This window comes from Micromonospora sp. NPDC005305, from assembly GCF_040607315.1.
In the GTDB taxonomy this organism is placed as follows: Bacteria; Actinomycetota; Actinomycetes; order Mycobacteriales; family Micromonosporaceae; genus Micromonospora.
Genome location: NZ_JBEXGL010000021.1, coordinates 40,349 through 53,268, shown reverse-complemented (window position 1 = coordinate 53,268; position 12,920 = coordinate 40,349). Strand labels below are relative to the sequence as shown.

Below are 12,920 nucleotides of genomic sequence, written 5' to 3'. Positions count from 1 at the left end.
TCAGCGGTGGGGGTTGTGGCGGGTCGGGTCCGGCCAGGGCTCAGCCTCGGCGGGTGAGTCGGCGGGGCGGGCCGCCCGTAACGTCGGGTCGCCGGCCAGGGCCACCCGGCCCGGCAGCGCGCGGGCCGTGGACGGCACGCTCGCCCGGCCGATGACCGGCTCCATCTGCCGGCGGAAGCGGTCCCGCTCCTGCTCCGGCACCTGCGCCGCGCTGCGGATCACGATCTCGGCGACCATGTCGTTGAGCTTCACCATGGCCGCCACCGCCGCCGGCAGCACCAGCACCGCCCACCAGGTCACCAGCTCGGCGAGGGCGAGCAGCACGGCCAGCGCCACGGCGCCCTCGAAGAAGAGGAAGCAGAGCATACCGCCGGGGTTGACGAACCGCAGCCCGAGGACCCGGGCGTAGAGCGGCCGGTACCGCTCCTCGTCCGCCGGGACCGTCGACCACGTTCGGGTCACCGGCCGCCACCCTGCCGCGCCGCGGCCACGGAGAACACCGCCCGCTCCAGCGCGTACGCCCGGTCGTCGGCGCCGCCCTTCACGGCGGCGTTGCACTCGGCGGCCGCCCGCATGGCCTCCACGAGGCCCTCCGGCGTCCAGCCCCGGCCCTGCCGCTGGGCCCGCTCGATCTTCCACGCCGGCATGCCCAGGCTGCTGGCCAGCTGGTAGGGGCTGCCCCGGCCGGCCGAGGCGACCCGGGCCACGGTCCGCACGCCGTCGGCGAGCGCGTCGGCGATCGGCACCGGGTCGACACCGACGTGCAGCGCCCAGCGCAGCGCCTCCAGGGCCCCGGGCACGTCGCCGACCATCGTCGCGTCGGCCACGGTGAAGCCGGTCACCTCGACCCGCCCCCGGTAGTAGCGGGACACCGTGTCCGCCCCGATCCGCCCATCGGTGTCGGCGACGAGCTGGGAGCAGGCGGCGGCCAGCTCACGCAGGTCGGTGCCGACGGCCGCGATCAGCGTCTCGGCCGCGTCCTCGGTGCACTTCCCGCCGAGGCGGCGGATCTCGTCCCGGACGAAGGCGACCCGCTCCCGGTGGCCCTTGAGCTTCGCCGCCGGCACCACGGTCGCGCCCGCGGATCGCAGCCCGTCGGCGAACGCCTTGCCCTTGGCCCCGCCCAGGTGCAGCACCACGAGCTGCACCTCCGGGTCGGGGTTCTTCGCATAGCCCAGCAGGGCGGTGACCAGGTCCTTGCGGGCGTCCTGACCGGAGCGGAGCACGAGCACCCGATGCCCGCCGAACAGCGACGGGCTGAGCATCTCGGCGATCTCCCCCACCGCCAGCGAGCCGGCCTGGTATTCCCGGACGTCCACATCCGGGTCGACGCTGCGGACCCGGGCGACGGCTTCGGAGACGGCGCGCGTGGCGAGCAGCTCCTCGTCGCCGAGAACAAGCAGAATAGGGGGCAGGCTGGCGGGGGTCACGTCGCCCATATTCGCACGGCCTCCGACCGGATCGTGCCTGGTCATCGAGGACTGTGACGGCAGAGCCCGCAGTCAGCGCAAATCCCGACAATCGAGTCGATCTACCAGCTATACCAACAAGCTCCCTCGATCGTCGGGGTGTATCCCGAAGCGTTCTCACGGTCGCCGCCCGGGACCGGTCCCCCGGGCCACCACCGCCAGCCCAGCGCTGCTGTGGACGGCCGCGACGTCGCCGTCGGTGTCGGTGCGCAGCACCCGCGCTCCGGCCCGGGTCAGCCGGTCCAGCAGGCCCGGGTTGGGGTGCCCATAGTCGTTGTCGGTGCCCACGCAGACCAGGGCGACCGCCGGGCGGACCGCGGCGAGGAACTCCGGATCCTGGTACGCCGACCCGTGGTGGGCCACCTTCAGCACGTCGGCCCGGATCGCCGCGGCCGGCACGGTCTCCAGCAGCGCCCGCTGCTCCTCGGTCTCCGCGTCGCCGGGCAGCAGGATCCGCACCCCGTGCACCGTGGCCGCCAGCACCAGCGAGTTGTTGTTCGGGTCCGACCGGCTGCCGCGCATTGGGTACGGCGGCCCGACGGCGACCAGCTCGACCGCCCCGGCCCGCCACCGCCAGCCTGCCGGCACCGGCGCCAGCACGCTCCCGCCCCGGCGCGCCGTGTCGCGTACCTGGGCGACCCCGTATGGCGGCTCGGACCACTGCGGGGTCGCCACCGCCGCCACCCGCCGGCCCCGGAACACCCCGGCGATCCCGCCCACGTGGTCGGCGTGGAAGTGGCTGACCACCAGCAGCGACACCTCGCGTACGCCGAGCCGGCGCAGGCACCCGTCCACCCCGGACGGTTCCGGGCCCGCGTCGACGACCACCGCCCGGCCGGCGGCGACCGGCAGCACCACGGCGTCGCCCTGCCCCACGGCGCACGCCACGACCACCCAGCCCGGCGGTGGCCAGCCGGCCGCGAGCAGCCGGACGGGCAGCGTGCCGAGCACCACCGCGACCACGACGACCGCGACCAGCCGGCGGAGCACCGGGCGCCGGACGGCCACCAGCAGCGCCACGCTGACGGCGGCCAGCAGCAGGGCACCGGTCACCCCGCCCGGCCAGGGCAGCGTCCCGGCCGGCAACCGGGCTCCCTGCGCGGCCACCGTCACCAACCAGCGGGCCGGCCAGCTCGCCAACCAGGCGGCGAACTCGGCGCCGGCCGGCCAGACCGGCGACAGGACCGCGGCCGTCACGCCCAGCACGGTGGCGGGCGCGACCACCGGCACGGCCAGCAGGTTCGCCGGGACCGCGACAAGGCTCACCGTCCCGGAGAGCCCCGCGATCACGGGACCGCAGGCGAGCTGCGCGGCCGCCGGCACCGCCAGCGCCTCGGCCGCCCCGGGCGGTACGCCCCGCCGGCGCAGCGCGTCCCGCCAGCCAGGGGCGAGCAGCAGCAGTCCACCGGTGGCACAGACCGAGAGCGCGAACCCGGGGTCGCCGGCCAGCTCCGGGTCGACCAGCACCAGCACGGTGACCGCGGCGGCCAGGGCGGGCAGCGCGGCTCGGGACCGCCCGGTGGCGAGCGCGGCCAACCCGATCGCCCCCATCGCGGCCGCACGGACCACGCTCGGCGAGGGCCGGACCAGGATCACGAACCCGACCAGGGCGAGTACGCACAGCGCGGCGGCCGTCCGCGGACCGGCCCGGGCCCAGCGGGCGAGCAGCAGCACCGCCCCGACGACGATGGCCACGTTGGACCCCGACACCGCGTTGAGATGGGTCATGCCGGTGGCCCGGAAGTCCTCCTCCACCTCCGGCGGCAGTCGGCTGGTGTCCCCCGCCACGAGGCCGGGCAGCAGCCCGCCCGGCGCGTCGGGAAGCGGCGCACAGGCCCGTTGCAGCCCCGTGCGGAGCGCGCCCGCCGCCCGCTGCGCCCACGGGGCCGCGCCGTGCCGGCTCGGTGGTCCGGTGGCCGACAGCACCGCCGCCGTCAGGTCCCCGCCGCGCGGCGCCGACAACCGACCCCGGGCGGTCGCCCGCTGCCCGGGCAGCAGCGTGCGCCAGGCCGGGTCGCTGGCCAGCACGAGGCCGCGCACCGTGCCGGTGACCTGGCGGCCGGCCGGGTCGGTGAGGCGGGTCAGGTCGGCCCGGACCAGCAGGGTGGCGGGGCGGCCGGCGGCTCCCCGGATGGGGCGCGGGTCGTCCCGGATCACCAGCTCGGCGGTGACCAGGGTGCGTTCGGTCACGAGCGCCCGCACGGGGTCGGCGTCGCGGACCGCGAGGCGGGCGGCGGTGGCCGTGGCGCCGCAGACCACTCCGAGGAGGACGGCTACCGCTATCCAGCCGTAGCGGCGGACCGGGGCGGCCGGGCGGCCGAGCAGGCCGCACAGGTGCGCGCCGGTGAGCAGCGCCAGGCCGGCGGCGACGGCGGCCAGCGTGGCGCTCGCCGTCACGGTGGAATGCAGGCCGGCCAGTGCGGCCAGCCAGGCGGCCACGGCCAGCCCGGCCAGCCGCAGGTCGGGCACGTCCCCCGCCGTCGCGCCGCCGTCGCGTTGCTGTCCTCCGGCAGTCACGCCGCTTCCGCTGGCGGCGCGGCGGGGCGGCTCGCCAGTGTTCACACCGTCACCAGGTCCTTGAGCTGTTCGTACCGGGCGTCGCCGATGCCGTCGACCTGGCGCAGGTCGGAGACGGAGCGGAAGCCGCCGTGCTGCTCGCGGTGGTCGAGGATCCGCTGGGCGAGCACGGGACCGACGCCGGGCAGCGCGTCGAGCTGGGCCAGGGTTGCGGTGTTCAGGTTGACCGGGCCACTTCCCGGCGCCGCGCCGCCGGCCGCGGGTCCGCCGCCTCCGGGCACCGGCCCGGGCGGGGCGGCCTGGCCGGGTGGGGCGCTGACGCCGACCAGGATCAGCTCGCCGTCGGTGACCTTGCGGGCTGGGTTGAGCAGGGCGACGTCGACGCCGGGCAGCGCGCCGCCGGCCGCCTCGATGGCGTCGGCCACCCGTGCGCCGGCCGGGAGGCGGACGAGGCCCGGGCGGCGGACCTTGCCGGCCAGCGCCACCACCACCTGGCCAGCGGAGGCGGTGGGCGCGGGCGCGGAGGTCTCCGGTGCGCCGACCGCCGCGGCTGGGCGGACCGGCTCTGCCTGTGGCCGGGAGCGCCAGGCCCAGACTCCGGCGACCAGCACGACGACGACCGCCACGGCAGCGAGGGCCCGGACACCCCGCCGGCCGGGATCGAAGGCGCCCGGGCCGGGCAGCCGGGCCGCCAGAGGACGCCGTTCCCCGGCATCGTCGGCAGCGCCCACAGGGTCGCGCCCGTGTCGACCGCCTTCGCCGTCGGCCGGAAGTGCCTCGTCGGCAAGGCGTGTCAGCGGCCACCTCGCGGCGGCGTCAGGGGCCGAGGTCACCCGGCCCGACTCGGGCCCGCGGCCGGACGCGCGCACGGGAAGGGGACCCGCGACGGCGGCGAGTGGTCGAGGATCGGCAGAGGATGAAGCCTGCGCAGCCCAGGGCGGATCAGGGTCGAGATCCGGACCGCGCCGGGAGCCTTCTGCCGGCATGGCGGCGCCGACCGGCTCGAACAGCCGGGACAGCCGCCGCCGTACCGTCGTCTCCTCGTCGTCTGACACGGCTGGAAGCTACGGCGCCAACCCGGCCCGGGGCGGACGTCGCCGCTCGCCTGTGGACGACCGACAGCCTTGTGGACGACCCCCCGGACCACCTCCATCTGTGCTACCGAGGCCCTCGAGGGGCAGGCGTCGGAGCCGAAGCGCCGGGACCTCGCGATCGCCTCGGCTCGTTGACAATGGCCGACATGACAATCCGATACGCCGACGTGCTCCGCCCGCTACGGGAGGCGTACGACTCGCGCGCCGCATGGCGTGAAGGGCTCACCAAGGAGCCGTGGAAGGTGGCGGAACGGCAGGCGTTCCGTGACCGGCTGGCGGCAGGTGCGCGGCTGCTGGAGATCGGTGCCGGCACCGGACAGGACAGCGCCTGGTTCCAGCGGGAGGGCTTCGGCGTTGTCGCGGCTGACCTCTCGCCGACGATGGTCGAGCACTGCCGGGCCAAGGGCATCGAGGCCCACGTCATGGACTTCCTGCGGCTGGACTTCCCGGCCAGCTCGTTCGACGCGGTGTTCGCGATGAACTGCCTGCTGCACGTGCCCAACCAGGACCTGCCCGCGGTCCTGGCGGCGATCCGGGCGATCCTGCGCCCCGACGGGTTGTTCTTCGTCGGCGTGTACGGGGGCACCGAGAGCGCCGAAGGTCCGCTCAGCGACGACCAGCACGAGCCGCCCCGCTTCTTCTCGTTCCGCACCGACGAGCAACTGCTCACGTTCGCCGCCGCGTCGTTCGACGTCGTGGACTTCCATTCCGTGGACGTCGGCGGCGGCCACCGGTTCCAGTCGCTGACGCTGCGCCGCCCGCAGCGCGAGGAACGACGTTAGCGGGCCGGGGACAACTCCCGGGCGAAGCGGCGTACGGCGTCGGTGACCGCAGTCGGGTTGTCGAAGTTGGCCAGGTGGCCGGCGCCCGGGATCAGCTCGATCCGGGTTCCCGGGCGGGCACGGGCGAACTCCCGCTCCCCCGAGCGGAACAGCCGGTCCCGCTCGCCGTTGAGGATGAGCACGGGGGCGCGCACCGCCGCCAGGCTCGACGCGTCGAACCGGCCCATGACGTCGCGCCAGGCGATCGGGAGGGTGTGGAAGGCGTACCCGTCGGCGATGGTGGCGTCGACGACCTCCGGCGGGTAGAGGCGGCGCAGCAGCCGGTCGTTCCAGCGGGTGAGCCGGGCGGCCGGCAGCCGGGCGACCAGCGACGCCAGCAGCCGGTACGGGACGGTCGCCGGCCCGGTGGTGGTCAGGCTGGCGCCCATCAGCACCAGGCCGGCGAGCAGGTCCGGATGCCGGCGGGCGACGTGCAGCGAGACGTACCCGCCGAGCGAGTGCCCCACCACCAGGGCCGGGCCGGAGTCGAGGTCGTGGACCGCCTCGGCCACGACGTCGGCGGCCCGGTCGAGGCTCCAGGGCTCGGCCGCGCGGCTGCCGTGCCCGGGCAGGTCGACGGCCGTGACGGGGAACTCGGCGGCGAGGGCGGGCAGTTGCGGCTGCCACTGGCCGCGGGCGAAGCGAGTGCCGTGCACCAGGACGATCGCGGGATGATCCACAGTGCCCAGTCTGCCTCCGGTACCGGACTCCGCGCCGCCCGGCCCCCGTCCGCCACCGGGGTCACAAGGCTGACCGCGCCTCGGGGTCCGGGCCGAGCGCCGCCCGACCCCCGTCAACCACCAGGGTCACCACGCCGGCCGCGCCTCCGGGTCCGGGCCGAGCGCCGCCCGGCCGCCGTCGACCGGCAGGGTCACCCCGTTGACGAAGGCCGCCCCCGCCGACAGCAGGAAGGCCACCACGTCGGCCACCTCCCCGGTACGCCCGATCCGGCCAACCGGGTGCAGCCGGGCCAGTTCCGCCTCGACCTTCTCCGCCTCACCCGATTCCAGGCCGGCCAGGTACGCGGCGTGCCGCTCGGTGTGGATCGAGCCGAGGGCGACCGCGTTGGTGCGGATCCCCCGGCCGCCGTAGTCCACGGCGAGGGCCCGGGTCAGCCCCTCGACGGCGGCCTTGGCGGTGGCGTACGGCAGGGCGCCCGGCACCGCCCGGCGGGCCTGGTGGGAGGAGACGTTGACGATCGCCCCACCGGTGCCGGCGGCGAGGAACCGGCGTACGGCGGTGCCGGCGCCGACCACGGCGGGGCGCAGGTTGGCGGCGATCAGGTCGAAGACCTCCCCCGCCGGCGTGCGGTGCAGGGCGGCGTCCCGGAACACGGCGGCGTTATTGACCCAGCCGGCGAGCGGGGCGGCCGCCTCGGCGAGGTCGGCGGCCCGCGCCGTGACGTCCTCGTCGGCGGCGTCGCCGGCCACGGCTCGCAGCCGGTCGGCGGCCGGGTGCCCGGCCAACCAGTGCAGCGCGGACTTGTCCCGCTCGACGACGACCACCGTGCCGCCGTCGGCCGCCAGCCGCTCGACGATCGCCCGCCCGACGCCCCGCCCACCCCCGGTGACCACAAAGGACCGAAAGCTCATCCGTCCCTCCGATGCGCGGCGATCTTGGCGAGTTGACGTTCGACAGGAACGGAAACTCGCCAAGATCGGAGAAGCCGCCACCCGGCGACCAGCCGAGCCATGGCGGCGGACACGGTCACGGGCGCCGGTGGAGGACGACGCAGGCCAGGCCGGGGCCGGCGTGCGCCGCGATCACGGCGCCCGCCTCCGAGACGTACGTGTCGTGCAGCCGGTCGCCCAGCCGTTCGGTCAGCGCCACCAGCAACTGCTCGGCGCGCTCCGGCGCGGCCAGATGGTGCACGGCGAGGTCGACCTCGGCGTCACCGGCCGCCTCGACGGCCAGGTCGACCAGGCGGGCCACGCCCCGGCTGGCGGTGCGGACCTTGTCCCGCACCACGATCGCCCCGTCCGGCATGTGCATGATCGGCTTGACCGAGAGGGCGGTGCCGAGCAGGGCCTCGGCCGCGTTGATCCGGCCGCCCCGGCGGAGGAATTCCAGCGTGTCGACGTAGAAGAAGATGGTGGTGCTGTCGACGGCGTCGAGCGCCGCCTGACGTACCTCGGTGAGGTCCGCGCCTCCGGCGGCGGCCGCGGCGGCGGCGAGCACCGGGAAGCCGAGGCCCATGCCGGTGGAGCGGCTGTCGACCACGGTGACCCGGTCGTCGCCGACCTCGGCGGCGGCCAGCCGGGCCGCCTCCACGGTGCCGGAGAGTTCGGCGGAGAGGTGCACGGAGACGACCCCGTCGGCGCCGGCGGCGAGCTGCTCCCGGTAGACCTGCGCGAACTGTTCCGGGGCGGGCCGCGACGTGCTGACCGTGACCCGCCGGCCGCTGAGCGCGCGGGTGGCGTCCTCGGGGAACGTCTCGATGCCTTCCAGCCCTTCGGCGCCGTTGAGCACGACGGTCAGCGGGACGACGGTGAGCCGGTGCGCGCGGACCAGCTCGGGCGGCAGGTAGGCGGTGGAGTCGGTGACGACCGCGACGGGCATGCCCGGCACGCTAGCCGATGTCACGGCGGCGCGCCGGGGCCGAACGGCTCAGACCGCGTCGGTGAGGGCGGGCTGGGTGATCAGCCCGACGTTGTGCGCCCGCAGGTGCCAGCCGCGGACGTCGTCGTGACGCAGCTCGGTCCAGTGGCAGTTGGCCAGCGACCCGAGGCTGCGCAGCACCGTGTGGTCCCAGCCGAGCAGGTGGCCGACGCCCTGCCGGGCGCCCCCGCCGTGGGTGGTGACCACCACGGTGCCGCCGGTGGCCAGGTCGGCCGCGTCCTGGAACGCGGCGCCGAGCCGCCGGCCCAGGTCGTCGAGGCTCTCGATGCCGGCGCCGGGGTCGGGGTCGCCGGCCCGCCAGCGGGCGTACTCGTCGGGGAAGCGCTCGGCGACCTCGGTGAGGGCGAGGCCCTGCCACTGGCCGAAGTGCCGCTCGCGCAGCCGGGCGTCGGAGCGGACCGGCAGGCCGGTCAGCGCGGCGAGCGCGGCGGCGGTGTCGGCGGCCCGGCGCAGGTCACTGGCGACGACGGCGTCGGGGCGCAGCGCGGCCAGCACGGGCGCGGCGACCCGGGCCTGCTCCCGGCCGAGGTCGTTGAGCGGCACGTCGGTCTGCCCCTGGACCCGGTCGGCGGCGTTCCAGTCGGTGTTGCCGTGCCGCCAGATGATCAGACGGGTCATTCCGCGGCGGCGCTGCGGGCGGCCGAGTCGGCGAGGTCCCGGTCCACGAACGGGATCTGCGGGCAGTCCTTCCAGAGCCGGTCGAGGGCGTAGAACTCGCGCTCCTCGGTGTGCTGCACGTGGACCACGATGTCGACGTAGTCGAGCAGCACCCAGCGGCCACCCCGCTCGCCCTCGCGGCGAACCGGCTTGGCCTTCTCCGGCAGCTCCAGCAGGCGCTCCTCGATGGCGTCGACGATGGCGAGCACCTGACGCTCGTTGGGAGCGGCGGCCAGCAGGAACGCGTCGGTGATCGCGAGCTGGTCGCCCACGTCGATGATGACGATGTCCTGCGCCTTCTTGTCGGCCGCGGCCTGGGCGGCGGCCATCGCCAGCTCGTGAGCGCGTTCGGAAACTGTCACCGTTCTCCTTCGATCAACCGTGCGACCCTCCAAGCCTCTCACACCCGGGCGGGAGACGACTTGTCAGTTCTGGTCGATTACGCGGACAAAGGCGAACGTTCCGGGCGGATTCAGCGCTGGTAGAGCCGCCGTTTGGCGATGTACTGCACCACACCGTCAGGCACCAGATACCAGACCGGCTCACCCCGGGCCACCCGCGCCCGGCAGTCGGTCGAGGAGATCGCCATGGCGGGGACCTGCACCAGGCTCACCGTGTCGGCGGGCAGATGCTTGTCGGTCAGTTCGAAGCCCGGCCGGGTCACCCCGATGAAGTGGGCCAGCTCGAACATCCGGTCCACTTCCTTCCAGGACAGGATGCGTTCCAGGGCGTCCGCGCCGGTGATGAAGAAGAGCTGCACCTTCGGGCCGTACTCGTCGTGCAGGTCCTGGAGGGTGTCGACCGTGTAGGTGGGGCCACCCCGGTCGATGTCGACGCGGCTCACCTGGAAGCGGGGGTTCGACGCCGTGGCGATCACCGTCATGAGGTAGCGGTCCTCGGGCGAGCTGACCGGTTCATCGGCCTTCTGCCAGGGCTGCCCGGTGGGGACGAAGACCACCTCGTCCAGGCCGAACCGGTCCGCGACCTCGCTGGCGGCCACCAGGTGCCCGTGGTGGATGGGGTCGAAGGTGCCGCCCATGATCCCGATTCGCCGGATGTCTTCCTCCACCCCGCGATCGTAGGCCGGGCCGCGCCGGCGGTCCGGCGGGCCCGCCCGGCGTCCCACCGACCGCGCCGGGCGGGTGTCACACCCCCCGGCGCGGTCACCGGGTCAGGCTCCCGCCGCGGCCACCGCGGTCCTGGCGACCAGGGCGCGGCGCAGGTCGTCGTCGAGGTCGACGACCCGCCGGCGCAGCCCCGGCGTGAGGTCGTCGCGGGCCAGCAGCGCCGCGGCCCGTTCCCGGGTGGTCTGGGCGACGGCGTAACGGGGGAAGGCCAGGGCAGCGACCCGGTCGGCCGTCCAGGGGGTACGCAGCCGCGCGGCCGCCGGCATGTCGGCGAAGTAGCGCTCGACGTAGCCGGCGGTCAGCTCTGCCTGCTCGGGCTGCCAGAAGCCCTCCGCGGTCGCCTCCACGAGGCGGTTGGACAGGTCGATGTTGCGGGTGACGATCTCCCAGGCGGCCCGCTTGGCGTCGGCGTCGGGCAGCGCGGCCCGGCAGCTCGCGGCCCGCTCGGCCCCGGTGGCGCTACGGTCGGCGGCCGCCTCGGCGGCGATCTCGGGCTCGCCGGCCGCGCCGAGCACCACGAGCCGGTGCAGCAGCGCCCACCGCAGGTCGGCGTCGACCGCCAGCCCCTCCGGCGCACCCTCGCCGGCCAGCCAGGCGGCGAGCAGCCCGGTGTCGGTGGTGGCGCCGATCAGGCCCCGGGCCGCGGCCAGTTGCAGCGAGCCGCCAGCCGGGGCGCCGGCCAGCAGGGTGGCGCAGGCCCCGGCGACGCGGAGCAGGGCCGCGTCACGGGCCAGCGGATCCAGGTAGCGGTCGACCAGGTTGCGGCTGAGGCTCAGCACGTCCTCCGCGATGATCACCTCGGTCTCGGCCGGCAGCGCCGCCTCGATGAGCGCGACGACCGAGGTCACCGGCCGTTCCCCGTCGGTGGCCGCGTCCAGCGCCTCGCCCCAGAGCAGCGCCCGGGCCAGCGGGTCGGCCAGCCCCGGGAGCACCATGGGCACCGCGTCCGCCGAGGCGGGGTCGAGCCGGATCTTGGCGAACGTGAGGTCACCAGCGTTGGGCAGCAGCAGACCGGTGGCCGGCTGCCCGACCAGCTCGGCCAGCTCGGTGCGGCCCCCGCCGGCGGCCGGGTCGAGATCGACCTCGAAGCCGTGCACCGGGGCGTCCGGGGCGTGGCGGGCCACGCCGATGCGGTGCGGGCGCAGCACCGGATGGGTCTTCGGCGCGGTCTGCACCACCGCCGCCTCGCTCCACCGGCCGTCGGCGTCGACCGCGGTCTCCATCCGCAGCGTGTTGACCTGCGGCCGGCGCAGCCAGCGCTCGGCCCAGTCGCCCAGGTCGCGACCGCTGGCGGCGCTGAGGCTCTCCAGCAGGTCGACGAGCGTGGCATTGCCGAACCGGTGCTTGGCGAAGTGCGCGTTCAGGCCGGCCAGGAAGGGCTCGTCGCCGACCCAGGCCACCAGCTGGCGCAGCACGCTGGCGCCCTTGGCGTAGGAGATGCCGTCGAAGTTGAGCAGCGCCTGGTCGGAGTCGGCCACCTCCTCGGGGGCCACCGGGTGGGTGGAGGGGCGCTGGTCGGCCGCGTAGCCCCACGCCTTGCGGCGCATGGCGAAGGTGGTCCACGCCCCGGTGAAGCGGGTGGCCTCGGCGGTGACCCGGGTGCCCAGGTATTCCGCGAAGGACTCGTTGAGCCAGAGGTCGTCCCACCAGCGCATGGTGACCAGGTCGCCGAACCACATGTGCGCCATCTCGTGCGCGATGGTGGTGGCCCGCAGCTCCCGCTGGCTGTCGGTCACCGCCGAGCGGAAGATGTGGTCGTCGCGCAGGGTCACCAGGCCCGGGTTCTCCATGGCGCCGGCGTTGAACTCGGGGACGAACGCCTGGTCGTACTTGCCGAACGGGTAGCGCTCGGCGAAGAGCTGGTGGAACCGGTCGAGGCACTGCTTCGTCACGCTGAAGATCTCGTCGGCGTCGGCGTCCAGGTGCGCGCCGAGGGACCTGCGGCAGTAGACGGCGAGCGGGATGCCGTCGTGCTCGTCCCGCCGGACGTGCCAGGGGCCGGCGATCAGCGAGACGAAGTACGTCGCCAGCGGCGCGGTGGGCGCGAACTCCCAGCGCCCCGGCGCCGGCCGGTCGGCGACCTGGCCGTTGGCGGCCACCGTCCACTCCGGCGGGGCGGTCACCGCGAGCGTCACCGGGGCCTTGAGGTCGGGCTGGTCGAACGCGGCGAAGATGCGCTGCACGTCGTCCAGGAAGGACATGGCGTAGAGGTAGGTCTCGCCGTCGGCCGGGTCGACGAACCGGTGCATCCCCTCGCCGGTGTTCGAGTAGGCCATCTCGGCGCTGACCGTCAGCGTGTTGGTCGCGGCCAGCCCGGTCAGCGGCAGGCGGTTGTCGTCGAGCAGGGCCGGGTCGAGCTCCCGGTCGTTGAGGCGTGCCCCCAGCAGTCGCAGGGGTTTCACCTCGGCGAAGGTCCCGGTGCCGGGGGTCGCCCGGAACCGGATGGTGACGGTGGAGCGGAACCGCTCGGCGTCGCCGGTCAGGTCGAGGTCCACCTGGTAGGACTCGACGGTAATCAACGCGCCACGCGCGGTCGCCTCTACACGGGTCAGGCTCGGCATCCGCTTATCCTGCCCGATGGGGCCCGAGCGGGCTCCCCCGATACGCGTGGCGATG

General features: G+C 75.2%; 12 protein-coding genes. 1 reads left to right on the top strand and 11 read right to left on the bottom strand.

Annotated elements, in window-relative coordinates:
- The 4 genes from ABZS80_RS26800 to ABZS80_RS26785 form a co-directional block, all read right to left on the bottom strand.
- A complete protein-coding gene (locus ABZS80_RS26800) occupies positions 1-462 on the bottom strand; it encodes a hypothetical protein (RefSeq protein WP_355060065.1) in 462 nt (153 codons plus the stop codon).
- Positions 459-1,439, bottom strand: coding sequence for a DNA polymerase III subunit delta (gene holA / locus ABZS80_RS26795; protein WP_355060063.1), 981 nt, complete (start codon positions 1,437-1,439; stop codon positions 459-461). The genes ABZS80_RS26800 and holA overlap by 4 nt, the downstream gene beginning before the upstream one ends.
- 147 nt (positions 1,440-1,586) lie before the next feature.
- A complete protein-coding gene (locus ABZS80_RS26790; protein ID WP_355060061.1) occupies positions 1,587-3,986 on the bottom strand; it encodes a ComEC/Rec2 family competence protein in 2,400 nt (799 codons plus the stop codon).
- A 41-nt stretch (positions 3,987-4,027) separates the two neighbouring features.
- Positions 4,028-4,855: a ComEA family DNA-binding protein gene (locus tag ABZS80_RS26785; protein WP_355060059.1), complete on the bottom strand. Its 828-nt coding sequence runs from the start codon at positions 4,853-4,855 to the stop codon at positions 4,028-4,030.
- A 362-nt stretch (positions 4,856-5,217) separates the two neighbouring features.
- Between ABZS80_RS26785 and ABZS80_RS26780 the strand changes: the two genes are divergently transcribed.
- Positions 5,218-5,862, top strand: a complete 645-nt coding sequence (locus ABZS80_RS26780) for a class I SAM-dependent methyltransferase (RefSeq protein ID WP_355060057.1) — start codon at positions 5,218-5,220, stop codon at positions 5,860-5,862.
- Here ABZS80_RS26780 and ABZS80_RS26775 read toward each other — a convergent pair.
- The 7 genes from ABZS80_RS26775 to pepN form a co-directional block, all read right to left on the bottom strand.
- Entirely contained in the window at positions 5,859-6,581 is a 723-nt protein-coding gene (locus ABZS80_RS26775) for an alpha/beta hydrolase (protein WP_355060055.1), read from the bottom strand. The genes ABZS80_RS26780 and ABZS80_RS26775 overlap by 4 nt on opposite strands.
- 126 nt (positions 6,582-6,707) lie before the next feature.
- Positions 6,708-7,493, bottom strand: a complete 786-nt coding sequence (locus tag ABZS80_RS26770; RefSeq protein ID WP_355060053.1) for an SDR family oxidoreductase — start codon at positions 7,491-7,493, stop codon at positions 6,708-6,710.
- A gap of 115 nt (positions 7,494-7,608) precedes the next feature.
- Complete coding sequence (locus ABZS80_RS26765; protein WP_355060051.1) at positions 7,609-8,460, bottom strand: DegV family protein; 852 nt, start codon at positions 8,458-8,460, stop codon at positions 7,609-7,611.
- A gap of 48 nt (positions 8,461-8,508) precedes the next feature.
- Positions 8,509-9,138, bottom strand: a complete 630-nt coding sequence (locus ABZS80_RS26760; RefSeq protein ID WP_355060050.1) for a histidine phosphatase family protein — start codon at positions 9,136-9,138, stop codon at positions 8,509-8,511.
- On the bottom strand, positions 9,135-9,539 hold the full coding sequence (gene rsfS, locus ABZS80_RS26755; RefSeq protein WP_151462577.1) for a ribosome silencing factor: 405 nt from the start codon (positions 9,537-9,539) through the stop codon (positions 9,135-9,137). Before rsfS ends, ABZS80_RS26760 begins: the two co-directional genes overlap by 4 nt.
- 110 nt (positions 9,540-9,649) lie before the next feature.
- Complete coding sequence (gene nadD / locus ABZS80_RS26750; protein ID WP_151462576.1) at positions 9,650-10,246, bottom strand: nicotinate-nucleotide adenylyltransferase; 597 nt, start codon at positions 10,244-10,246, stop codon at positions 9,650-9,652.
- A 102-nt stretch (positions 10,247-10,348) separates the two neighbouring features.
- Positions 10,349-12,865 carry an aminopeptidase N gene (gene pepN / locus ABZS80_RS26745; protein ID WP_355060047.1) on the bottom strand — a complete coding sequence of 839 codons (2,517 nt, stop codon included), beginning with the start codon at positions 12,863-12,865 and terminating at the stop codon, positions 10,349-10,351.
- Positions 12,866-12,920: the final 55 nt, after the last annotated feature.

Bases quoted from the DNA above. Each gene is read 5' to 3' on its own strand.
- holA (WP_355060063.1), bottom strand. From the start codon at position 1,439: ATGGGCGACGTGACCCCCGCCAGCCTGCCCCCTATTCTGCTTGTTCTC.
- ABZS80_RS26770 (WP_355060053.1), bottom strand. From the start codon at position 7,493: ATGAGCTTTCGGTCCTTTGTGGTCACCGGGGGTGGGCGGGGCGTCGGG.
- ABZS80_RS26760 (WP_355060050.1), bottom strand. From the start codon at position 9,138: ATGACCCGTCTGATCATCTGGCGGCACGGCAACACCGACTGGAACGCC.
- ABZS80_RS26765 (WP_355060051.1), bottom strand. From the start codon at position 8,460: ATGCCCGTCGCGGTCGTCACCGACTCCACCGCCTACCTGCCGCCCGAG.
- pepN (WP_355060047.1), bottom strand. From the start codon at position 12,865: ATGCCGAGCCTGACCCGTGTAGAGGCGACCGCGCGTGGCGCGTTGATT.
- ABZS80_RS26780 (WP_355060057.1), top strand. From the start codon at position 5,218: ATGGCCGACATGACAATCCGATACGCCGACGTGCTCCGCCCGCTACGG.